Raw genomic sequence first — 22,890 nt, 5'->3', positions numbered from 1 at the left:
GCGGGGTACACTCCACCGCTTTTCTTCAGATTCCGGACGCCCCGTCGTGATCCGCATCGAAAACCTGCACAAGACTTACCGCGCCGCCGACGGCCGCGAAGTCCAGGCGCTTGCCGACATCGACCTCGAGATTGCGGGCGGCGAAGTGTTCGGCATCATCGGCCGCTCCGGCGCGGGCAAGAGCACGCTGATCCGCACACTGAACCTGCTCGAGCGGCCGAGCTCGGGTCGGGTGCTGATCGACGGCGAGGACATCACCCGCCTCGACCGCGAGGCCTTGTACGCGTTGCGCCGCCGCATCGGCATGATCTTCCAGCACTTCAACCTGCTCAACGCCAAGACAGTGGCGCAGAACATAGATTGGCCGCTGAAGGCGACCGGGCATGGCAATGCGGTCGAGCGCGCGGCGCGGGTGGCCGAGCTGCTGGAGCTGGTGGGCCTGGCTGAACATGGCCACAAGTATCCGGCGCAGTTGTCCGGCGGGCAGAAGCAGCGCGTGGGCATCGCGCGTGCGCTGGCCAACCGGCCGCGGCTGCTGCTGTGCGACGAGGCGACGTCCGCGCTCGATCCCGAGACCACGCAGTCCATCCTCAGGTTGCTGCTCGACATCAACCGCCAGCTCGGTCTCACCATCGTGCTGATCACGCACGAGATGCAGGTCATCCGCACGATCTGCGATCGCGTCGCGGTGATCGACGGCGGGCGCATCGTCGAGTCCGGCAAGGTGGCGGACGTCTTCCTGCACCCGCAGCATGCGGTGACGCGCAGCATGGTGGCGCAGAGCGACGCGCTGGCGGCGGCCAGCCTCGATCCTGCGCACGCCTACATGAGCGACAAGCTGCGCGGCACGCTGGTGCGCCTGACCTACCTCGGCGATGTCACCTACCAGCCCATCCTGAGCCGCATCATGGCAGGCGCCCGGGTGCAGGTGACCATCCTGCAGGGCGAGGTGTCGAGCATCAAGGACGTGCCCTTCGGCCAGTTGCTGCTCGAGCTCGAAGGTGGCGAGGAGGCCATCCGCGCGGTATTCGCCGAGCTCGACCGCCACCGCATCCATCACGAGGTGCTGCAGTAATGGACCTTTCCGTCATCGACTGGAGCGACATCTGGCAGGCGACCTGGGAAACCCTGGTCATGACCGGCGTGTCGCTGCTGTTCACCGTGCTGCTGGGTCTGCCGCTGGGCATCCTGCTGTTCGTCACCGCCCGACGCCAGTTGCTGGAGCAGCGCGCGCTGTATGTGGTGCTGTCCTTCGTCGTCAATGTATTGCGCTCGGTGCCCTTCCTGATCCTGCTGATCGTGATGATTCCGGTCACGGTGATCCTGATCGGCACTTCGCTTGGCGTGGAAGGCGCCATCCCGCCGCTGGTGGTCGGCACCGCCCCCTTCTTCGCGCGCCTGGTCGAGAACGTGCTGCGCGAGGTCGACCGCGGCGTGATCGAGGCCTGCCAGGCGATGGGCATCCGCACCAGCCGCATCATCTTCGGCGCGCTGCTGCCCGAGGCGCTGCCCGGGCTGATCGCCGCCGTGACGGTGACCGCGATCACGCTGATGTCCTACGCGGCGATGTCGGGCGTGATCGGCGGCGGCGGCCTGGGTGACCTCGCCATCCGTTTCGGCTACCAGCGCTTCCAGACCGAGGTGATGGTGATCACCGTCGTGCTGCTGGTGGTGCTGGTGCAATTCATACAGTACGCAGGTGACCGCCTCGTGCTGTACTTCACCCGCAAGTGATCCTCACAAAGGAGCTTTTCATGTCTCGTACCCTTCGCACGCTGCTCGCTGCCGCCCTCGGCACGCTCACCCTCGCTGCCGCACACGCGGCCGACCGCCTCGTCATCGCAGCCACACCGGTGCCGCATGCCGAGATCCTCGAATTCGTCAAGCCGATGCTGGCCAAGGAGGGCGTGGAGCTGGAGGTGAAGGTGTTCACCGACTACGTGCAGCCGTCGATGCAGACCAACGAGAAGCGCGTCGATGGCAACTTCTTCCTGCACAAGCCCTATCTCGACGAGTTCAAGAAGAAGCAGAAGAACGACATCCAGACCGTGGTGACCAAGGTGCATGTCGAGCCGCTGGGCGCCTATTCGACCAAGCACAAGGACGTCGCCGCAATTCCCGAGGGTGCGACGGTGGCGATTCCCAACGACCCGTCCAACTCCGGTCGCGCGCTGCTGCTGATGGCGCGCAAGGGCCTGATCACGCTCAAGGACCTCAACAACATCTCGGCGACGCAGAAGGACATCGCCGCCAATCCGAAGAAGCTGAAGATCCGCGAGCTGGAAGCGGCGACGCTGCCACGCATCCTGAACCAGGTGGACCTGGCGGTGATCAACACCAACTATGCGATCGAGGCCGGGCTGAACCCGCTGAAGGATGCGTTGTTCATCGAGGACGCGAGCTCGCCCTACGCCAACCTGCTGGTCGCGCGCGAAGACAATGCCAACAGCCCGGCGATGAAGAAGCTGGCGGCAGCGCTGAATTCGCCCGAGGTGAAGAAGTTCATCGCCGACAAGTACAAGGGTGCGGTGGTGCCGGCGTTCTGATCGCCAGGCAAGCCCCGGCCATGAAAAAGGCCCGCGTCCACTCCGGTGGCGCGGGCCTTTCGCTTCTGGTGAGGGGCAGGGTGTTCAGGGCCAGGCGCGGGCACCGAACATCATGCGCCGGGCGATGAAGTTGCGCAGCGGCGATACCGCATCGAGCGCGAACAGCGCTGCGCCGCGGGCGTGGCGCAGCGGCGCGAGCTCATTGCTGAACACGCGTACCAGGGTGTCGGTGAAGCGGATCGTGCCGAGGCGGTCGAGCTCGCGGCTCGCCGCATAGCGCTGCAGCAGGGCGGGGGCGCCCGGGTCGAGGCGCCCGGCCGGGGCCGTCGTTGCGGGCGCTGCGTCTGCGCGCGGTGCGGCCATGTTCGCTTGGCGCAGGATGTCGGCCAGGGCCCACACATCCCGCAGCGCGAGGTTGAAGCCTTGTCCGGCGACGGGATGCAGCGTCTGTGCGGCATTGCCGAGCCACACCGTGCGCTCGCCGATCGCCGAACGGCGGTAGCGCAGCACCAGGGGGTAGCGCAGGCGCGGGCCGACGCCGGTGAGGCGCACGCGGCCGCCGAGGTGGGTCTGGAGCCGTGCCAGGTAGGCCGCGTCATCGAGGGCGAGCAGGGTATCCGCGGTGTCCGGCCGCGCGACGTGCACCAGCGCGTAGCCGTCGCCGCGCGGCAGCAGCGCGACCGGGCCTTCGCCGGTGAAGCGCTCGAAGGCGGTGTGGCGATGGCCGCCATCCGCCTCGACATGGGCGATCAGCGCATGCTGGCGGTAATCGTGCTCGACGATGTTGGCGTCGCCGGTGCGCAGGCCACCTTCGGCGCAGGCGGCGAGGCGCGCATGCAGCGTGGTGGCGATGGTGCCAGCACTGGCCAGGCTGGCGACGACATCGTCGGCGCCTGGGGCGAGGTGGGTGACTTCGGTCTCGTCCAGCACCGGGATGCCGGCAGCGTCGACCGCGCTGCGCAACGCAGCGGCCAGCGCGCCGGCTGCGGCGACGTAGCCCAGCGCGGGCAGGTCGTGATCGGCGGCGTCGATCAGGGTGCGGCCGAGTCCGCCCTGCTGCGAGATGTGGATATGCTCGATCGCAGTCTTGGGGAAGGCGTCCCACACGCCGAGGCGCTGCAGCGTCAGGCGGCTGCCGTGGGCGAGCGCGAGGTCGCGCGGGTCGGCGGCGACCGCCTCGCGCGTCCGGGCGTCGGCCAGCACGATGTTGAGCCCGCTGTCCTTCAGCGCGAGGGCGAGCGCCAGGCCGACGGGACCGGCGCCGACGACGAGCAGGTCAACCACGGTTCGCATCCCGCATCAGGGCTTCGATGTCAGCCACTTCGCGCGGCACGTCGTTGGTGAGGTAATCGCAGCCGTCGGCAGTGACCAGCGCGTCGTCCTCGATGCGCACACCGATGTTCCAGAAGGCCTGTGGCACGTCGGCGGCGGCGCGGATGTAGCAGCCGGGCTCCACCGTCAGCACCATGCCAGGCTCCAGCGTGCGCCAGTCGCCGCCGAGCTTGTACTCGCCGGCGTCGTGCACGTCCATGCCGAGCCAGTGGCCGGTGCGGTGCATGTAGAAGCGGCGGTAGTCGCCTTTCTCCAGCACGTCGTCGAGGCGGCCCTTGACCAGGCCGAGGTCGATCATGCCCTGCGCCAGCACCTTCACCGCCGCTTCGTGCGGCTGGTTCCAGTGCGCGCCGGGGCGGATCTCGGCGCATGCTGCATGTTGAGCGTCGAGCACCAGTTGGTAGATGTCGCGCTGCGGCCCGCTGAAGCGTCCGTTCACCGGGAAGCTGCGGGTGATGTCCGAGGCATAGCCGTCGAGCTCGCAGCCGGCGTCGATCAGCAGCAGGTCGCCGTCTTCCATGCGACGGTCGTTCTCCACATAGTGCAGCACGCAGGCGTTGGCGCCGCTGGCGACGATGGAGGTGTAGGCGGGGTACTGGCTGCCGGCGGCGCGGAAGGCGTGCAGCAGTTCGGCCTCGATCTCGTATTCGAAACGCCCGGGGCGCGCGGTGCGCATCGCGCGGCAATGCGCCTCGGCCGAGATCTGGCCGGCACGTCGCATGGTGGCGATCTCGCTGGCGTCCTTTATCAGGCGCATTTCGTCGAGATCGGCGCGCAGGTCGCGCACCGAGTGCGGCGGCGTGACGCCAGTGCGCGAATTGGCGCGCACCGTGTTGAGCGCCGCCATCACCTTCCCGTCCCAGTCGTTGTCGTAGCCCAGGCCGCACCACAGCACCGGCTGGTTGGCGAGGAAGTCGGGAAGGCGACGCTCGAGGTCACCGATGGTCCAGGCCTCGTCGAAGCCGAACTTGTCGCAGGCGGCGTCGGGGCCGTGGCGGAAGCCGTCCCAGATCTCGCGCTCCTCGTCCTTCTGGCGGCAGAACAGGATCTGCTTGCGCTCGGCGCCAGCCACCAGCACGACGACCGCCTCGGGCTCGCGGAAACCGGTCAGGTAGTAGAAGTAACTGTCGTGGCGGTAGGGATAGTGGGTGTCGCGATTGCGCGCGCGCTCCGGCGCCGTGGGCAGGATGGCGACGCCGCCGCCGGCGGCTTCCATGCGCGCGAGCAGGCGCTCGCGACGGGCGCGGAAGGGCGCGACATCGAAGAGGGGAAGGTCGTTGGGGGCGTTCATGGTCTGGTCACTCACTCGCCGGAGGTGGGGTGTTGTCCGTATTCGATGCGCAGGCTGCGATCCAGTTCGGCGAGCCGCGCCGGCGTGCCGACGTCGACCCAGCAGCCGTCATGGCGGGCGCCGCCGACGCGGCCGGCTGCGATCGCGGTGCGCAGCAGTGGTGCGAGCTTCGCCCTGCTGCCCGGTGCCAGGTCGGCGAAAAGCGCAGGGTCATACACGCCGATGCCGGAGAAGGTCAGGCATTGCGCGGCGGCGCCCTCATCGTCGGCGACGATGCGCGTGCCACGCAGCAAGAAGTCGCCCGCGGTGTGGTGCGCCGGATTCGGCACCAGCAGCAGCTGCGCGAAGTCGCCCGGCTGCAGCCGCACCGAGGCGAAATCCACATCGCAGAACACGTCGCCGTTCACCACGAGAAAGGGGTGATCGCCCAGCAGCGGCAGCGCCTGGCGGATGCCGCCAGCCGTCTCCAGCGCCTCGCGCTCGGGTGACCAGGCGATGTGCACGCCGAGCCGGCGGCCGTCGCCGAGCGCCGCCTCGAGCAGATGGCCGAGATGGGCGTGATTGATCACCAGTTCGGTGAAGCCGGCCTCGCGCAGGCGCTCGATGTGCCACACGATGAGCGGCTTGCCGCCGGCTTCGAGCAGCGGCTTGGGCGTGTGGTCGGTGAGCGGGCGCATGCGTTCGCCGCGGCCCGCGGCCAGGATCATCGCCTTCATCGTCAGAAGGTGTAGCCGACCTGGACGTCCTCGGGTTCGAGGCGGTCGAGCAGCTTCAGCAGCGGGCCGAGGTCGCGGTAGCGCTTGCAGGCGCGGCGCAGGTAATCCATCACCAGCGGCATGTCGGCCAGGTAGCCGTCCTTGCCGTCGCGGTGATACAGGCGCGCGAAGATGCCCAGCACCTTGATGTGGCGCTGCACGCCCATCCACTCGTAGTCGCGGTGGAAGTCTGCAAAATCCTCGCGCACCGGCAGGCCCAGCTTGCGCGCCGTCTCCCAGTAGCGCACCAGCAGGTCGAGCACGAACTCCTCGTCCCAGCGGATGTAGGCGTCCTTGAACAGCGATACCAGGTCGTAGCTGATCGGGCCGTACACCGCGTCCTGGAAGTCGATCACCCCCGGGTTGGCGCCCCGGCTTTCGCCGGGCTCGATCAGCATCAGGTTGCGCGAATGGAAGTCGCGATGCACGAAGACGCGCGGCTCGGCGAGGTTCGCCGTGAGGATGCGCTCGAAGCAGGCCTGCAGCATCGCGCTCTCGGTGCTGCTCAGTTCCACGTCCTTGTGGCGGGCGATGTACCACTCCGGGAACAGCATCATCTCGCGCAGCAGCAGCGCCCGATCGTACTCGGGTAACTCGCCCGGGCGGCTGGCGAGCTGGATGGAGGCGAGCGCGCCGAGCGCATCGGCATACAGGTGGGCGACGCGCTGCGGGTCGCGCGGCGGTGTCCCTTCTGCCTTCAACGCCGAAAGGTAAGTGGTCGAGCCGAGGTCGGACAGCAGCAGGAAGCCCTGCTCCAGATCCTGCGCCAGTACGTCGGGGACATGGGCGCCGGCCTTGCGGAACAAGTCGGCGACATGCAGCCAGGGGCGGCAGTCCTCGTGGGCGGGCGGGGCATCCATGACGATGCGCGACGGAGTGCCGTCATCGAAAGCGACGCGGAAGTAACGGCGGAAGCTCGCGTCGGCCGAGGCGGGGGCGAGCTGGAAGTTGCGGCCGGGCATGGCGGAAGCCAGCCAGGCGTGCAGTTGTTCGAGGCGGTGCAAACGGGTTCTCCGCGGGCGTTCGTGTACAATCCGCGAGTTTATCAATACGGTCGTTCCGGTGGGCGGCCTGCCACTGTGAATGTCGGGGAGCACTGTGTCTGAGAAGGTCTTGAACACCCGGCTGCGCGCCATCCCCCTGTTGTTGTTCTGGATGTCGGGCGCTTTCGGCGCAGCGGACATGCCTGCGCTCGTGGTATCGCCAGATCTGGTGCGAGGCGGCGCATCGGCGACACCATCGCAGCCTGCACCGCAGCCTGCCGCCAGCCCCGGGCCTGCAGTAGCCGGAACCGGGACGGCCAGCGCCGGCTTGCCGGCGGTGGGTGTCGACGCAAGATCGCTCAAGACGCCTCCTGCGAAGGCGGCGGATGGATCGGCGCGTGAGCGCGTGTCGTCAACGCCCTCCGCGCCGGTGGCGAAGGAAGCTGCGCCCGGGGCGCGAGCGGGGTCGGGAACGTCGGGCATTGTGGCCGCTCCCGCTCCTGCCAGTCCGTCCGAGGCACTGGCGCCGGGCGCCACCTCGATCACCGCGCTGCGGCTGCGCGGCACGCGTACCGTCGAACTGGTCGCCGAAGGTGAGGCCGAACTGCAGCGCGACGACGTCCTGCTGACCGCGGACAAAGTGACTTACCGCGAGGTGAGCGATCAGGCGATCGCCGACGGAAACGTGAGACTGAAGCGGGACACTGCGCTGGTGACCGGTCCGCATGCCGAGCTCATCGTTGGCGAACAGGTGGGTGCGTTCGACTCCCCCTCCTATTCGATGACGCGCGAACGCGAGGCGGATGAACCAGGCGGCCCGGCGCGCGCAGTGTCCGGCAGCGGCCACGCCGATCTGATGAATCTGGAAGGCGAGAATCATTACCGGCTCACGAACGCGACCTGGAGTACCTGCCAGGCGAGCGATCCCGACTGGTACATCAAGGCCCGTGACCTCGAACTCGACTACGACCGCGAGGTCGGCACCGCTCGCGGCGCGTCGCTGGTGTTCATGGACACGCCCATCCTGTGGATGCCCTGGGCCGATTTTCCGCTGGTCGCTCAGCGGCAGTCGGGCTTCCTGCCACCCACCTTCGGCGTATCGACCAAGACGGGCGTCGACCTGTCGGTGCCCTACTACTGGAACATCGCGCCGAATTACGACGCGACCATCGCGCCGCACTTGATGTCCAAGCGCGGCATGCAGCTTGCCGGCGAATTCCGCTACCTCGGTGACACCTATCGCGGGGAGAGCCGCGTCGAGTGGCTTCCGCAGGACAGCATGCTCGGCAAGGAGCGCGCGCTGGGTTCCTTCCAGCACCAGCAGTGGCTGACCCCCACGCTGTATGGCGCGCTGGACGTGAATGCCGTTTCGGACGACCAGTACTTCCAGGATCTGTCCTCGCGCATCGTGATGTCCTCGCGGGTGAACCTGTTGCGCCAGGGGCAACTCGTCTACACCGGCGGCGGATGGTGGACGGCATCGGCGCTGATGCAGGCCTACCAGACCCTGAACCCCGACCCCGCGGTCAGGAACGCTTCACCGTACCGGCGACTGCCGCAGCTCAAGCTCGACGCCTTCCGTCCCGACCTTCCGGCCGGGCTGACTTTCGCCTTCAACAGCGAGTACGTGCGCTTCGAGGGACCGGAGAACAATCAGGTCGATGGCACGCGGGTGACGGCCTATCCTCAGGTTTCGCTGCCGATTCGTGGCGCGGCGTATTTCCTTACGCCCAAGGTCGGGATCCATCAGACGACCTACGACTTGCAGCGGCCGCAGGATGTGGCCGGCGAACGCAACTCGATCACGCGCACGATGCCGATCTTCTCGATCGACAGCGGCCTGTTCTTCGAGCGCGATACCACGCTGTTCGGCAGCGACTTCACGCAGACGCTCGAACCGCGACTCTATTACCTGAACGTTCCCTATCGTCGGCAGGACGACATCCCGCTGTTCGACACCAGCCGCTACGATTTCGGCTTCGCGCAGATCTTCTCGGAGAACCGCTATACCGGCGGCGACCGCATCGGCGATGCGAACGACCTCACCGCCGCGGTGACCTCGCGACTCATCGATCCGGCTACCGGCGCGGAGCGCATCCGCGCCCTCGTCGGCCAGCGCTACTATTTCGAGGATCAGCGCGTGACCGCCGGCGAGGTCGCGCGTACCAGCCGTCGGGCCGACATCCTCGGTGGGCTCAATGGCCGCCTGACGCGCACGACTTCCGTCGACTCCCTGCTGCAATACAACCCCAACGACAGCCAGATCGAGCGCTTCAATGCCGCGCTGCGCTACCAGCCCGAGTTCGCCAAGGCGCTCAACGTCAGCTACCGTTATGCGCGCGACCTGCGCAGCACCGATGGCACGCTCGGGTTGCGCGATGTGGACGTGTCGGGGCAGTGGCCCTTGTGGAACAACTGGTATGGGGTCGGACGGGTCACGCATTCGCTCAAGGAGGATCGTGTCACCGAGGCCATCGGCGGGCTGGAATTCAATGGCGGCTGCTGGGTGTTCCGCGCGGCCGTGCACCGCTATGCGCTCACCGCGGACAAGTCGAACAAGGCTCTTTTCTTCCAGCTCGAATTCAACGACCTCACCAGCATCGGCTCGAGTCCGCTGGCCCTGATCAAGCGCAGCGTGCCGGGCTATGGCAAGATCAACGATCCGACGGCCAACCGCGTCTTCGGCTATTGACCGGATATCCCGCGCGATTCGCCCCAGCAAACCCAACCATCGAACATGAACCGACTCTTTTCACGTAGCTGCGCTGCCCTCGCCATCGGCTTTTCCTGCGCGATGCTCGCCATGCCGCTCGCCGCGGCGCCACGTGCAGTGGATGTGGACCGCATCGCTGCCGTGGTCAATAACGAAGTGATCACGCGGCAGGAGCTGCGCGTGCGTGTCGACCAGGCGACGCGCCAGTTGAAGCGTCAGAACGTCGAGTTGCCGCCGGCCGACGTGCTCGAACGCCAGGTGCTCGAGCGCCTGATCCTCGAGCGTGCGCAGTTGCAGCTTGCGCGTGACACGTCGTTGCGGGTCGATGACGCGACGCTCGAACGCGCGATCGCCCGCATCGCCGAGAACAACAGGATCGGCATCGACCAGTTGCGCGCGACGCTGGAAAAGGACGGCGTCTCGTGGACCCAGTTCCGCGACCAGATTCGCACCGAAATCCTGCTCACCCGATTGCGCGAGCGTGAGGTGGACAACAAGGTGGTCGTCACCGATGCGGAAGTCGACAACTTCCTCGCCAGCAACCCCGATGCCTTCTCCAATCAGGAGTACCTGCTGTCCCACATCCTGATCGGCGCACCCGAACGTCCCACGCCCGAGCAGATCGAGCGGCTCCGCGCGCGGGCCGAAGCGGTGATGGCGCGTCTGCGTGCCGGCGAGGATTTCTCGCGCGTCGCTGCGGCGACCTCCGATGCACCCGACGGCATCAACGGCGGCAGCCTCGGCTGGCGTCGCCTGGACCGTGTGCCGGCGCTGTTCGCCGAGGTGGCGCGCAATCTCAAGCCGGGCGAGGTCTCCCAGCCGATGCGCAGCGCCGCTGGCATCCACATCGTCAAGCTGATGGATCGGCGTGGCGGCGAGGGCACCGCGGCGCTGACGCTGGAGCAGACCCACGCGCGTCATATCCTGGTCAAGACTTCCGAAGTGCTGTCGGATGCCGAAGCCGAGTCGAGGCTGCGCGGCTTGCGCGAGCGCATCGTCAACGGGGCGGATTTCGGCGAACTGGCGAAGGCGAGTTCGGCGGACCTTTCGGCTGCGAAGGGTGGCGATCTGGGTTGGGTCAATCCGGGCGATACGGTGCCGGAGTTCGAGCGCGCGATGAACGCCCTGAAGCCCGGCGAAGTGAGCCAGCCGGTGCGCTCGCCGTTCGGCTGGCACCTGATCCAGGTGCTGGGGCGCCGCGTGCAGGATGTCACCGACGAGCGCAAGCGCGGCCTTGCGCGCGCCGCCCTGCGCGAACGCAAGGCGGAGCAGGCTTACGAGGACTGGCTGCGTCAGTTGCGCGACAGCACCTACGTCGATAATCGCCTGGGCCGCGAGTGAGCGCCGATGCCATGCAGCCGGTGCTGGCCGTCACCAGCGGCGAGCCCGCCGGTGTCGGTCCGGAACTCTGCGCGCGCCTCGCAGAGAAGGACTGGCCTGCGCGGCTCGTGGTGCTGGGCGACATCGACCTGATCCGGGAGCGCGCTGCGCTGACGGGCCGGCCGGTCGAGGTGCAGCGCTATGAAGGCGAGGGGAGCGCGAGGGCAGGCTGTCTCGAAGTCCTGCACCTGCCGCTGGCCGTGGCGTCGAAGCTGGGCATGCCCGACCCCGCCAACGCACGCTACGTGCTCGATCTGCTGGACCGTGCGCTGGCCGGCTGTGCCAGCGGCGAATTTGCCGGCATGATCACCGCGCCGGTGCACAAGGGCGTGATCTGCGATGCGGGCGTGCCCTTCTCCGGCCATACCGAGTACCTCGCCGACCACACCCTCACGCCGCGCGTGGTGATGATGCTGGTCGGCGGTGGCCTGCGTGTCGCGCTGGTCACGACCCACCTTCCGCTGTCGGCGGTCCCGGCGGCGATCACGCAGGAGGCGGTGGAACAGACGCTCCGCATCCTGCATGGCGATCTGGTCCGCCGCTTCGAACTCGCCGCGCCCCGCGTCCTGGTGGCCGGGCTCAACCCGCACGCGGGCGAGGGTGGGCACCTCGGGCGCGAGGAAATCGAGGTCATTGCCCCGGTGCTCGAGCGCTTGCGTGCCGAGGGCATGCAGCTCGTCGGGCCGCTGCCGGCCGACACGCTTTTCGTGCCGCACACGCTGTCGACCGGCGATGCGGTGCTGGCGATGTACCACGACCAGGGCCTGCCGGTGCTCAAGCACGCCAGCTTCGGCGGCGGGGTCAATGTGACGCTCGGGCTGCCGATCATCCGCACCTCGGTGGACCACGGTACGGCCTTCGATCTTGCCGGGACGGGGCGGGCCGACCCCGGCAGCCTGTATGCTGCCGTCGAGCTCGCGCTGGCCATGTCGGCGGCCGGCGGCGCAAGCGCTGCGGCACATTGAGGATCGGCATGCAGGACAGAAACACCGACGGTCACCGCGCGCGCAAGCGCTTTGGCCAGAACTTCCTGTCGGACCCGAACATCATCCGGCGCATCATCGACGCCATCCGGCCGCAACCGGGCGAGTGCATGGTGGAGATCGGCCCTGGGCTGGGGGCGATGACCATGCCCTTGATCGAACGCCTTGGCCACCTCCACGTGGTCGAGATCGACCGCGACCTGATCGCGCGCCTGCGTGAATCCTGGACTCCGGATCAGATCACGATCCACGAAGGCGACGCGCTGAAATTCGATTTCGGCGCCCTCGTTGGCGGGGGCGGCGGCGAAGCGCCTCCCGGACTGCGCATCGTCGGCAACCTGCCCTACAACATCTCGACCCCCATCCTGTTCCACCTCGCCGAATTCGCGGAGCGGGTCAAGGACATGACCTTCATGCTGCAGAAGGAGGTCGTGATGCGCATGGTGGCCGAACCGGGGACCGAGGAGTACGGACGCCTGTCGGTGATGCTGCAGTACCGCTTCCGCATGGGGCGGCTCTTCGATGTGCCGCCGGGGGCGTTTCGCCCTGCGCCGAAGGTGATGTCGAGCATCGTGCGCCTGGTGCCCCTGCCGCCCGAGCAGCTCGGCGCCTCGGACCATGCCCTGCTGGGCCGCATCGTCACCGCGGCCTTCGGCCAGCGGCGCAAGACGCTGAAGAACACCTTGCGCGACTTCATGGACGACGAGGATTTCGCCGCCCTGGGGCTGGACCCCGGCCTGCGCGGCGAGCGCCTGTCCGTTGCCGATTTCGTCGCCATCGCCAACCACTGCGCGGCGCGGTGATCCGTCCCGACGCAAGAAGGCCCGCCGATCGAGGACCGGCGGGCCTTTGCGACGGCAAGCGAGTGTCGGTCGTCAGTCGATCGTCAGCCGTTTCGCCTGTGCTTCGGCTTTCTTCGGCAGCGTCAGCGCAAGCACGCCGTCGTTGAATTTCGCCGTCGCCCTGGATTCGTCTACGTCCTGGCCGAGCTGGAAGCTGCGCGACACCTTGCCGAAGTAGCGCTCGGTCCGCAGTACGCGCTCGCCTTCCTTCACTTCCTTCTCCTGCTTGCGCTCTGCGCTGATCGACACCACCGGGCCGTCGATGTGCACATGGATGTCTTCCTTCTTCATGCCGGGCAATTCGGCGTGCACTTCGTAGGCATCCGGATTTTCCTTCACGTCCACCCGCATCTGCGGTGCCTCGGTCGTCATGTCCCCGGTGCCGAAATCGACGGGGCGCACGAAGAAGCCGCGGAAGAAGTCGTCAAGAGGGTCACGACGCGTGATGTTGCTCATGTCTCACTCTCCTTTGCATGGAAGGCCTTGCCTGAAATCTGCCGGAAATCCGGCTTCAACAGGAATATAGGCGCGGAGTACGCGTTTTCAAGGGGGAAGCGGACAGACTTTGACCTGGCTCAGGAAGCGGGTGTCGAGCGCGTCGGCTCGTCGCCGGCGAGACTGAAGCCGATCCCCTGGTCGGCCCAGTAGGCGGCCGCATCGGCGAGGATCTCGAGCAGGGTCGCAACCACCTCGGGCGCCGCTGCGCGCAGATCGCCCAGGTGCTGCAGCTCGATCACGTAGGCAGGCGCCGGCAGCCAGGAGAGGTCCGTCAGGCAGTCGGCCAGTGCATCCCAGTTGTGCCCGAACCAGGGCGGAAAGCGCATTGCCGTGGCAATGCGCGACAGCAACTCGGCCTTGGTGCGGCAGCCGGCAAGCTCGATGGCGACGAGGGCGGCGCCCGGCGTCGCAGAATGGGCGGAAGAGGGCGTGCTCATGGAAGAGGCTCGATGCGGCGGAAGCTTCGATAGTGGTCTGCAGTGTAGTAGTACACCTCGGGGGGATTGCCGCCGCTGATGATGCGGCGCGCGCCTCTGTGTTGCGAGCCGGGTGTCGGCACGGTGTATTCGCGGTAGTAGCCGCGTGGCATGGCGGGCAGCAGGCGCTCGCGGTTCTGGAAGATGGTGCCGTCCTTGCGATACGGGAAGGGGCCGCCGCGCTGGATCAGGGCGAGCGTCTCCAGCGCCTCGGGCGGAAGGCCGCGCGGCGTCGCAGACTGGGCACGTGCGGCTGGGCCGGCGCTGCCGTCGGAGGCCGCAGGCCCGCAGCCGGCGGTGAGACCGACGAGCAGGAATAGCCACAGCAGGCGGGTGATCAGGCGGGTGAGGAGGTGTCGGGCCATGTCGGATGAACGAACTTTTGGCGGGGCTCAGGTCCGCGCCATGATACGGCCAGGGCGTATGCCGTAGCGCTTGATCTGTTGATGCATGAACTCCGTCAGCGCGGCCAGTCGCGGGCTTGCTGGCGACAGCTTGCGGGCGCGGTCGATCAGGCTGCGCGCTTGCGCGGCGAAGGCGTCGTTCCAGCCGCGGTGCTCGATATGGCGCATCAGCGCAAGTGCCGCATTGAACAGCACCTGCGGGTTGCCCGGCATCTTGCGGGCAGCGTTCATCATCTCGGCGACAGCGCCGTCGAAGTCACCGGCGCGCGCCTTTTCCGCACCCACGGTGATCAGCGACTTGACCTCCGCCTGCACGCGCGCCTCGATCTGCCGCGACAGATTCTCCAGGCCGCGCGCCTTGAGCAGTTCGCGCGTGCTCTCGATGGAGCGTTCGTCCGCTGCGGTGCGCAGGATGTCCACCACCAGTTCGCTGCCCTCGTCGCCCAACTGATGGTCGAAACAGGCTTTCACCAGTTCCTGCCGCAGGCCCACCGACAACTGGGCGCCCCGGCGGCTGGCGCGCGAGGCCTGCTGCAGCGCCTCGCGGGCGCGCTCCAGGTCCCCCGAGCGCGCGTGCAGAAGGGCGGTGCTCAGCGCCTTGCACAGCTCGCCGCGGGGCTGGCGCCCCATGCTCCGGTCGAGGTCGGCGATGCTGTTGCCGGCCTGCTCCAGCTTCATCTGCGCGAGCTGCGCCTGAACCAGGCGCACGTGATCCTCGGGGTCGGCAAACTCTGAATACTTGCCCTTGCGCACCACCTCGGCGAAGGTGGTTTCGGCGGCGGCGGCGTCGCCCACTGCCAGCGACAGCTCGCCGAGGTGCCGCAGGCGCTTGATGCGATAGGGCGAGCGTTCGGTCGCGACGAGCAGGGTCTCGTGCGCGGCGGCAGTGCGGCCGGTGTCCTCGCGCAGTTGCGTCAACAGCTCGTAGGCTTCGATGAAGCGCTCATGCGCGCCCACCAGGCGGACGAGGATGTCCTCCGCCTCCTGGTAGCGTTTGCGCAGCATCAGCGTGCGCGCAAGCCCGAGTTCGGCCCAGGGAATGGTCTTGATGTCGAGGATCCTGTGATACAGGTTCTCGGCCTGCTCGAACTGGCCGATGGACAGGTGCAGCTCCGCCTGCAGTCGCAGGAAATCGATCTGGTACTGTGGATAGGTCTCGCAGCCTTCCCGGCAGTGCGCGATGGCGCTGACGGTGTCGCCGATGCCGATGGCCTGCCACGCGGGCAGGAAGGCGTCACGCTTGTCGAAGGCGCGCTGCAGACGCACACGCAGCGTCTCGGCGGTGAGCGGCTTGAGGATGTAGTCGTTCGGTGCCAGTTCGCAGGTGCTGACGACGCGCGCGTAGTTCATCTCGCCGCTGATCATCACGAACAGCGCGTCGAGTGGAATGATCTCGTGCTGGCGCAGGTCCTCGAGCAAGTGCTGGCCGTCCTGACCGTCGCCCAGATGGTATTCGCACAGGATGAGCTCATAACGCCGCTCGCGCAGCCGCCGCATCGCGACGTTCGCGGAACTCGCGAACTGCGCCGCATCCAGGCCGATGGATGCCAGCATCGTGCGCAATTGCGCGCGCATGGTGGGCTGGCTTTCGACGACGAGGACGCTGGTCGATTCGGAAAGAGGCATGGGCGCGGGCTTGGACTCTATGCGGCGGGTAGGCCGATGACAAGATTACGGCATCGATGCCGCTTGCTGAAGCGGCAGGTGACCGCGAAAAAAAAGCGGATGGATCACCCATCCGCTTTTCGATCGGACCCGCGGCGACCCGCTCAGCTCTTGCCGACCTCGACCTGGGTTTCCACCTTCTGGCGCAGACGGATGTGCAACTCGCGCAACTGCTTCTCGTCCACACCGCTCGGCGCATCGGTGAGCAGGCATTGAGCGCGCTGGGTCTTGGGAAAGGCGATGACGTCGCGGATGGACTCGGCGCCGGTCATCATGGTGACGATGCGATCCAGACCGAAGGCCAGGCCGCCATGCGGCGGCGCGCCGTACTTGAGCGCGTCGAGCAGGAAACCGAACTTGGCCTGCTGCTCCTCGGGGCCGATGTTGAGCGCCTCGAACACGCGCGCCTGCACGTCGGCGCGGTGGATACGCACCGAGCCGCCGCCGATCTCCCAGCCGTTCAACGCCAGGTCGTAGGCCTTGGCCAGGCACTCGCCCGGGTTGGATTCGAGCAGGTCGATGTGCTCGTCCTTGGGGCTGGTGAAGGGGTGGTGACAGGCGGTCCAGCGCTTGTCGTCCTCGTCGTACTCGAACATCGGGAAGTCGACCACCCACAGCGGACGCCAGGCCTCGCCGGTCACATAGCCCTTCTCGTGACCGAGCTTGATGCGCAGCGCGCCCATGGCGTCATTGACCACCTTGGTCTTGTCGGCACCGAAGAAGATCAGGTCGCCCGACTGCGCGCCGGTGCGCTCCAGGATGGTGCGCAGCGCGGTCTCGTGCAGGTTCTTGACGATCGGTGACTGCAGGCCCTGCTCGTTGGGCTGGGTGACGTCATTGACCTTGATGTAGGCCAGGCCTTTGGCACCGTAGATGCCGACGAACTTGGTGTATTCGTCGATCTCGCCGCGGGTCAGGCTGTTGCCGCCCGGCACGCGCATCGCGGCGACGCGGCCGCCCGAGGTGGCGGGGCCGCTGAAGACCTTGAAGGCGACGTCCTGCACCGCATCGGTGACGTCGGTGAGTTCGAGCGTGACGCGCAGGTCGGGCTTGTCCGAGCCGTAGCGGCGCATCGCCTCGGCGTAGGTCATGCGCGGGAAGGGCGCGGGCAGCTCGACGTCCATCGCCTCCTTGAACACGAAGCGGATCATCTCCTCGACCAGCGCGGTGATCTGGTGCTCGTCCATGAACGAGGTCTCCAGATCGACCTGGGTGAACTCGGGCTGACGGTCGGCGCGCAGGTCCTCGTCGCGGAAGCACTTGACGATCTGGTAGTAGCGGTCGTAGCCGGCGACCATCAGCAGCTGCTTGAAGAGCTGGGGCGACTGCGGCAGCGCGAAGAACTGGCCTGGGTGCACGCGCGAGGGCACCAGGTAGTCGCGCGCGCCTTCCGGCGTGCTCTTGGTCAGCATCGGCGTCTCGACGTCGATGAAGCCGGCGCCGTCGAGGAAGCGGCGGAAGGCCATCGTGGTCTTGTAGCGCAGCATCAGGTTCTTCTGCATCTGCGGGCGACGCAGGTCGATGACGCGGTTGGTCAGGCGCACCGTCTCCGAGAGGTTCTCGTCGTCGAGCTGGAAGGGCGGCGTGGCGGCGGCGTTGAGCACCTCGATGTCGTGGCACAAGATCTCGATCTCGCCCGAGGTCAGGTTGGCGTTCTCGGTGCCGGCCGGACGGCGGCGGACCTTGCCGCTCATCTTCAGCACGAACTCGTTGCGCACGGATTCGGCGATCTTGAACATCTCGGCGCGGTCGGGGTCGCATACCACCTGCACCAGGCCCTCGCGGTCGCGCAGGTCGATGAAGATGACGCCGCCGTGGTCGCGGCGACGATGTACCCAGCCGCAAATGGTGACGATCTGGTCGAGGTCGGCGGCGGTGACCTTGCCGCAGTAGTGAGTTCGCATGGTTTGGACTGGTGAGGTTTCGTGGGGGCGCGACCGATGTCGCGCCGGGAAGTGTTGATGCGCTTGAGCGGGGCAGGTCAGTCGAGCAGGGCCGCAGTGCGCACCGGCTTGCGCTGTGGCGGCGCGACCACGCCCATCGAGATGATGTACTTCAGCGCCTCGTCGACGCTCATCTCGAGCTCGACGACGTCGTTCGCGGGCATCATCAGGAAGAAGCCGGAAGTCGGGTTGGGCGTGGTAGGCACGTACACGCTGACGAATTCGCCCTCGAGGTGGTTTGCCGCATCCCCGCCCGGCTTGCCGGTCAGGAAGGCGATCGTCCATGAACCCTCGCGCGGATACTGCACCAGCAACGCCTTGCGGAACGCCTGGCCGCTGCTCGAGAACAGCGTGTCCGAGACCTGTTTGACGCTGTAGTAGATCGACTTCACCACCGGGATGCGCGACAGCATCGCTTCCCAGACCTGCACCAGCTTCTGGCCGAGCACGTTGGCGGCGATCAGTCCGGTGCTGAACACGATGAACAGCGTCAGCAGGACGCCGAGGCCGGGAACGTTGAAACCGAAGATCTCGCGCGGGTGCAGGCCATTCGGCAGCAGCAGGATGATCTGGTCGAGCGTGCCGACGATCCAGGCGAGCACCATGAAGGTGATCGCCAGAGGAATCCAGATCAGCAGGCCGGTGATGAAGTATTTCTTCACGTAGTGGTCTTTGTCGATGTCGCGTCGTGTCAGTCAGTGGCAGCCGCAGCCGCCACCGCCGCAACTGTGGGCGGGGGCACTGCTCTCGCTGGTGGAAGAAGCCTTGGCACCGCTTCCGCCTTTGAAGTCGGTGGCGTACCAGCCGCTGCCCTTGAGCTGGAAGCCGGCTGCGGACAACAGCTTGGTGTAGGTTTCCTTGCCGCAGGACGGGCAGGTGGAGAGCGGCGCATCGCTCATCTTCTGCATGTGTTCCTTCTGGAATCCACAGGCGTCGCAACGATATTCGTAAATGGGCATGACAAGCTCCCGAAAGGCAAGTGCGCAAGTCTAACGCAATGCAGCATAAGGAAAAAGCCGCGTCCGGCACGCGCCGCACGCGCGACCAAGTTGGGGGCGCGTGCGTCGTTTTTCAAGCCTGCGGGCAGGCGTCGCGGTGCGCGAATGTCCCGCCTCAGGAGGCGCCAAGGTAGCGGCTGGTGATCTCCCGCCCCCAGAACAGGGCAATCACGCCGGCCGCGGCGAGATAGGGGCCGAAGGGAATCGGGACGTTGCGGCCATGGCGCGCGAACACGATCAGGCTGATTCCGACGACGGCCCCCACCACCGACGACAGCAGGATGGTGAGCGGCAACATCTGCCACCCAAGCCACGCACCGATGGCAGCAAGCAGCTTGAAGTCGCCGTAGCCCATGCCTTCCTTGCCGGTGGCGAGCCGGAACAGCCAGTAGATCGTCCACAGCGCCAGGTAGCCGGTCATCGCCCCGATCACCGCGCTGCCCAGGCTCGCATACGTGGCGCCGAGGTTGAGCGCCAGCCCCAGCCACAACAAGGGCAGCGTCAGGTCGTCGGGCAGCAACTGGGTGTCGAGGTCAATGAAGGCGAGCGCGATCATCGCCCACAGGAAGAGCAGCGCACCCAGGGCGGCGATGCCGAAGCCGAAATGCCAGGCGGCGTAGCCCGAAAGCGCGGCCGTCAATACCTCGACCACCGGGTAGCGTTTGCCGATGGGCGCGCCGCAGTGGCTGCATCGCCCGCGCAGCACCACGTAACTGATGACGGGAATGTTCTCCAGCGCAGTGACCAGATGGCCGCAATGCGGGCAACGCGACCGCGGCACGGCGAGATTGAAGCGCTCGGTCTGCGGCGGCGGCTCGCCACGCAGTTCCGCCGCCTGCGCGTGCCAGTCGTGCTCCATCATCCTGGGCAGGCGGTGGATCACGACGTTGAGGAAGCTGCCCACGAACAGGCCGATCAGCGACGCGAGGGGAACGAAGGCGGCAGGGTCGCGGAGGAAGTCGAGCATCGGGCGAGGAGGGCTGGGGGCCGCCCCGCCTGCGCGCGGACGGCCGGTGAGTGGAAGCGGCTTTCAGACCACCGAGCCGAGCTTGAAGATCGGCAGGTACATCGCGACGACCAGGCCGCCGATGACGGTGCCGAGGAAGACCATGATCAAGGGCTCGAGCAGTTGCGACAGGCCGGCCACCGCGTCGTCGACCTCCTGCTCGAAGAAGTCGGCCACCTTGCTGAGCATCGAGTCGAGTTGGCCGGATTCCTCGCCGATCGACACCATCTGCACCACCATGCTGGGGAACACGCGCGAGTTCTGCATCGCAACAGTGAGGCTGCTGCCGGTGCTGACCTCGCTCTGGATCTCGCGCGTCGCCGTGACATAGACATGGTTCCCGGAAGCGCCGCCGACCGAGTCCAGCGCCTCGACGAGCGGTACGCCGGCGGCGAACATCGTCGACAGGGTGCGTGTCCAGCGCGCGACGGTCGCCTTGCGCACGATGTCGCCGACCACCGGCAGCTTCAGGATCATGCGGTCGACGGCGATCTGCACCGCCTGCGAGCGTTTGTAGGTGAAGATGATGCCTGCGATCACGGCGATCACCAGGCCGAACAGCACATACCAGTATTTGACGAAGAAGTCGGACATGCCGATCACGAGCAGCGTCGGCCCCGGGAGGTCCGCGCCGAAGCTGGTGAACACGTTCTTGAACTCTGGGATCACGAACAGCATCATCACGGAAACGACCAGGGCGGCAACGACCACTACGGCGGCCGGGTAGAACAGGGCCGACTTGATCTTGCCTTTGATCGCGATGATCTTTTCCTTGTAGGTCGCGATGCGGTCGAGCAGGTTGTCGAGGATGCCGGCCTGTTCGCCGGCGGCCACCAGGTTCACGAACAGACGGTCGAACTGCACCGGATGCTTGGCGAAGGCCTGCGACAGGCTGGAGCCCGTCTCGACATCGCTGCGGATGTCGTTGAGCAGCCTGGCGAGCGCCGGATTGCCCGAGCCCTTGATGCCGATGTCGAAGGCCTGCAGCAGCGGTACGCCCGATTTCATCATCGTGGCCAACTGGCGAGTGAAGAGCGCGATGTCCTTCTCGCCGATGCGCCCGCCGCGCGACAGCGCCTGCTTCTTGATCCGGGTGACGAGGATGCCCTGGCGGCGCAGCGTCGCATGCACGACGGTCTCGCCGGTCGCACGCATCTCGCCGCGCACCACCTTGCCGGTCTTGTCCTTGCCCTCCCAGTTGTACAGGTCTTCCTTGGGTGGAGTGACGCGCGCCGCGCGGCTAGCTGTGGCCATAGGTTTCGATTCCCGTGTTGCCTTATTCGTTGGTGGTGGCCAGCACTTCTTCCAGCGAGGTGACGCCCTGCCTGACCTTGAGCAGCCCCGACTGGCGCAGGTCGCGGACGCCTTCGCGCTGGGCCTGTGCGGCGATATCCATCGAGTTGCCGTTGGTCATGATGATGTGTGCGATTTCCTCGGTGATCGGCATCACCTGGTAGATGCCGACGCGCCCCTTGTAACCCGATCCCTTGCATCGATCGCAGCCGACCGGCCCCTGCGGCTGCCATGTGCCGTCGAGATCCTGATCGCTGAATCCGGCCTCGAGCAGGGCCTCGAGCGGGATGTCCACCGGCTTCTTGCAGGTGCACAGGCGACGCGCCAGGCGCTGGGCCGTGATCAGGATGACCGACGACGCAATATTGAACGGCGCGACGCCCATATTCTTTAGACGTTCCAGCGTCGTGGGCGCGTCATTGGTGTGAAGCGTTGACAGCACCAGGTGGCCGGTCTGTGCCGCCTTGATGGAAATCTCCGCCGTTTCGATGTCACGGATCTCACCCACCATGATGACGTCCGGGTCCTGGCGCAGGAAGGCGCGCAGTGCGGCAGAGAAGGTCAGGCCGGCTTTCTCGTTGACGTTCACCTGATTGATGCCGGGCAGGTTGATTTCCGCCGGGTCCTCTGCGGTGGAGATATTGACGCCGGCCTTGTTGAGCAGATTGAGGCAGGTGTAGAGCGAGACCGTCTTGCCCGAGCCCGTCGGACCAGTCACCAGGATCATGCCATAGGGGCGCTCGACCGCGTCGAGCAGGGCCTTGCGCTGATCCGGCTCGTAGCCCAGCGCATCGATGCCGAGCATGGCGGAGCTCGGATCGAGGATGCGCATCACGATCTTCTCGCCGTGCAGAGTCGGCAGCGTCGAGACGCGGAAATCGATGGCCTTGTTCTTCGACAGCACCAGCTTCATGCGACCGTCCTGCGGCACGCGGCGCTCGGAGATGTCGAGACGCGAGATCACCTTGATGCGGGCAGCGATCTTCTCCTTCAGCACCAGCGGCGGCTGCGCGATGTCGCGCAGGATGCCGTCGGTGCGCACGCGGATGCGGTAGAACTTTTCGTAGGGCTCGAAGTGGATGTCCGACGCCCCTTCGTTGATCGCGTCGATGAGCACCTTCTGGATGAAGCGCACGACCGGCGCATCGTCGACTTCGCTCGCCTCCTCCTCGGTCTCGTGGGTCGGGCCCTCCTGCTGCAGCAGGTCCATGTCGAACTCGTCGCCCGTCATCTCCTTCAGCGCCTGCTGCGCGTTTTCGAGCAAGGAGTCGATCAGGCGGCCCAGCTTGTCCGCTTCCGCGATGACGAGATCGAGCTGCAGGCCCGTCTGGAAGCGGATCTCGTCGAGCGCGCGCATGTTGGACGGATCGGCGACCGCCAACGTGACGCGGTTGTGGCGCTTGGTGAGGCCCACGACCTGATGCTTGGACATCAGCTTGCGGTCGACGATGTCGCGCGGCACCATGCTCTTGTCTATCGCGCCGACATCCAGCAGCGGGTAGCCGAAGGTTTCAGCGGCAAAGCGGGCGGACTCCCGCGCGCTGAGCAGCCCGCGGCTTGAAAGTTCGAGCAGGAAGGCGTTCGCGCTTTCGGATTTGACCTGCGAACAGGCGATCGCGTCCGCCTCGGCGAGGCGTCCATGCTGGATGAGAGCCCGGGCGAGTCCGCTCAGGGCGACGTTGGCGGTTGCGGCCATTTCCCGTTATCGACGAGGTGATGCCTGATGTTGCATGGCGCGCAGGGGCTTGTAAATCCTGCTTCGGGGCGCTCGGGTGTGCACCG

Annotated in this window: 21 protein-coding genes; 7 read left to right on the top strand and 14 right to left on the bottom strand. The window is 66.7% G+C overall.

Annotated elements, in window-relative coordinates; translation table 11 throughout:
* Nucleotides 1–46 precede the first annotated feature (46 nt).
* From GH664_RS17050 to GH664_RS17040, 3 genes are read left to right on the top strand one after another with little or no spacing between them, the layout of a single operon-like run.
* Entirely contained in the window at nt 47–1,075 is a 1,029-nt protein-coding gene (locus GH664_RS17050; protein WP_153169268.1) for a methionine ABC transporter ATP-binding protein, read from the top strand.
* A complete protein-coding gene (locus GH664_RS17045) occupies nt 1,075–1,734 on the top strand; it encodes a methionine ABC transporter permease (protein ID WP_153169267.1) in 660 nt (219 codons plus the stop codon). Before GH664_RS17050 ends, GH664_RS17045 begins: the two co-directional genes overlap by 1 nt.
* A gap of 20 nt (nt 1,735–1,754) precedes the next feature.
* Nucleotides 1,755–2,546, top strand: a complete 792-nt coding sequence (locus GH664_RS17040; RefSeq protein ID WP_153169266.1) for a MetQ/NlpA family ABC transporter substrate-binding protein — start codon at nt 1,755–1,757, stop codon at nt 2,544–2,546.
* An 84-nt stretch (nt 2,547–2,630) separates the two neighbouring features.
* Here the strand turns inward: GH664_RS17040 and GH664_RS17035 are convergent, their stop codons facing one another.
* Genes GH664_RS17035 through GH664_RS17020 form a run of 4 tightly spaced genes read right to left on the bottom strand, consistent with a single transcriptional unit; the run spans nt 2,631 to nt 6,928 of the window.
* A complete protein-coding gene (locus GH664_RS17035) occupies nt 2,631–3,839 on the bottom strand; it encodes an FAD-dependent monooxygenase (protein ID WP_153169265.1) in 1,209 nt (402 codons plus the stop codon).
* The gene (pepP, locus tag GH664_RS17030) at nt 3,823–5,169 is read right to left on the bottom strand and encodes a Xaa-Pro aminopeptidase (RefSeq protein ID WP_153169264.1); all 1,347 of its coding nucleotides are present in this window, start codon (nt 5,167–5,169) and stop codon (nt 3,823–3,825) included. The genes GH664_RS17035 and pepP overlap by 17 nt, the downstream gene beginning before the upstream one ends.
* An 11-nt stretch (nt 5,170–5,180) precedes the next feature.
* Entirely contained in the window at nt 5,181–5,876 is a 696-nt protein-coding gene (gene murU, locus GH664_RS17025) for an N-acetylmuramate alpha-1-phosphate uridylyltransferase MurU (RefSeq protein WP_153169263.1), read from the bottom strand.
* Nucleotides 5,877–5,887: 11 nt separating this feature from the next.
* Nucleotides 5,888–6,928 (bottom strand): aminoglycoside phosphotransferase family protein, encoded by a 1,041-nt coding sequence (locus GH664_RS17020; RefSeq protein ID WP_153169262.1) that lies wholly within the window; start codon nt 6,926–6,928, stop codon nt 5,888–5,890.
* A 94-nt stretch (nt 6,929–7,022) separates the two neighbouring features.
* On the opposite strand from GH664_RS17020, the gene lptD reads away from it, so the two are divergent.
* The 4 genes from lptD to rsmA are packed head-to-tail and all read left to right on the top strand — an operon-like array spanning nt 7,023 to nt 12,786.
* Nucleotides 7,023–9,599, top strand: coding sequence for an LPS assembly protein LptD (gene lptD / locus GH664_RS17015; protein ID WP_308445469.1), 2,577 nt, complete (start codon nt 7,023–7,025; stop codon nt 9,597–9,599).
* A 45-nt stretch (nt 9,600–9,644) separates the two neighbouring features.
* Entirely contained in the window at nt 9,645–10,961 is a 1,317-nt protein-coding gene (locus tag GH664_RS17010; protein WP_153169261.1) for a peptidylprolyl isomerase, read from the top strand.
* 11 nt (nt 10,962–10,972) lie between these two features.
* Complete coding sequence (gene pdxA, locus GH664_RS17005) at nt 10,973–11,965, top strand: 4-hydroxythreonine-4-phosphate dehydrogenase PdxA (protein ID WP_153169305.1); 993 nt, start codon at nt 10,973–10,975, stop codon at nt 11,963–11,965.
* An 8-nt stretch (nt 11,966–11,973) separates the two neighbouring features.
* Nucleotides 11,974–12,786, top strand: a complete 813-nt coding sequence (gene rsmA, locus GH664_RS17000) for a 16S rRNA (adenine(1518)-N(6)/adenine(1519)-N(6))-dimethyltransferase RsmA (RefSeq protein WP_153169260.1) — start codon at nt 11,974–11,976, stop codon at nt 12,784–12,786.
* A 72-nt stretch (nt 12,787–12,858) separates the two neighbouring features.
* On the opposite strand, the gene GH664_RS16995 is transcribed toward rsmA, so the two are convergent.
* The 10 genes from GH664_RS16995 to pilB form a co-directional block, all read right to left on the bottom strand.
* A complete protein-coding gene (locus tag GH664_RS16995; protein ID WP_153169259.1) occupies nt 12,859–13,281 on the bottom strand; it encodes an Hsp20/alpha crystallin family protein in 423 nt (140 codons plus the stop codon).
* Nucleotides 13,282–13,400: 119 nt separating this feature from the next.
* Entirely contained in the window at nt 13,401–13,760 is a 360-nt protein-coding gene (locus GH664_RS16990) for a barstar family protein (RefSeq protein WP_153169258.1), read from the bottom strand.
* Nucleotides 13,757–14,164, bottom strand: a complete 408-nt coding sequence (locus GH664_RS16985) for a ribonuclease domain-containing protein (protein ID WP_153169257.1) — start codon at nt 14,162–14,164, stop codon at nt 13,757–13,759. The genes GH664_RS16990 and GH664_RS16985 overlap by 4 nt, the downstream gene beginning before the upstream one ends.
* Before the next feature lie 27 nt (nt 14,165–14,191).
* Complete coding sequence (locus tag GH664_RS16980; RefSeq protein ID WP_153169256.1) at nt 14,192–15,829, bottom strand: response regulator; 1,638 nt, start codon at nt 15,827–15,829, stop codon at nt 14,192–14,194.
* Between the two features lie 143 nt (nt 15,830–15,972).
* The gene (gene aspS / locus GH664_RS16975) at nt 15,973–17,772 is read right to left on the bottom strand and encodes an aspartate--tRNA ligase (RefSeq protein WP_153169255.1); all 1,800 of its coding nucleotides are present in this window, start codon (nt 17,770–17,772) and stop codon (nt 15,973–15,975) included.
* A gap of 77 nt (nt 17,773–17,849) precedes the next feature.
* Nucleotides 17,850–18,473: a DUF502 domain-containing protein gene (locus tag GH664_RS16970; protein ID WP_153169254.1), complete on the bottom strand. Its 624-nt coding sequence runs from the start codon at nt 18,471–18,473 to the stop codon at nt 17,850–17,852.
* Between the two features lie 33 nt (nt 18,474–18,506).
* Nucleotides 18,507–18,770 carry an FmdB family zinc ribbon protein gene (locus GH664_RS16965; RefSeq protein WP_153169253.1) on the bottom strand — a complete coding sequence of 88 codons (264 nt, stop codon included), beginning with the start codon at nt 18,768–18,770 and terminating at the stop codon, nt 18,507–18,509.
* A gap of 154 nt (nt 18,771–18,924) precedes the next feature.
* Nucleotides 18,925–19,776, bottom strand: coding sequence for an A24 family peptidase (locus tag GH664_RS16960; protein ID WP_153169252.1), 852 nt, complete (start codon nt 19,774–19,776; stop codon nt 18,925–18,927).
* Nucleotides 19,777–19,839: 63 nt separating this feature from the next.
* On the bottom strand, nt 19,840–21,069 hold the full coding sequence (locus GH664_RS16955; RefSeq protein ID WP_153169251.1) for a type II secretion system F family protein: 1,230 nt from the start codon (nt 21,067–21,069) through the stop codon (nt 19,840–19,842).
* 22 nt (nt 21,070–21,091) lie between these two features.
* Nucleotides 21,092–22,804 carry a type IV-A pilus assembly ATPase PilB gene (pilB, locus tag GH664_RS16950; RefSeq protein WP_153169250.1) on the bottom strand — a complete coding sequence of 571 codons (1,713 nt, stop codon included), beginning with the start codon at nt 22,802–22,804 and terminating at the stop codon, nt 21,092–21,094.
* Nucleotides 22,805–22,890 lie beyond the last annotated feature (86 nt).

Origin of the sequence: Thauera sp. 2A1, assembly GCF_009469595.2 — a bacterium.
In the GTDB taxonomy this organism is placed as follows: domain Bacteria; phylum Pseudomonadota; class Gammaproteobacteria; order Burkholderiales; family Rhodocyclaceae; genus Thauera.
The sequence above is the reverse complement of the archived record's forward strand: the minus strand, read 5'-3'. Positions and strand labels throughout refer to the sequence as shown.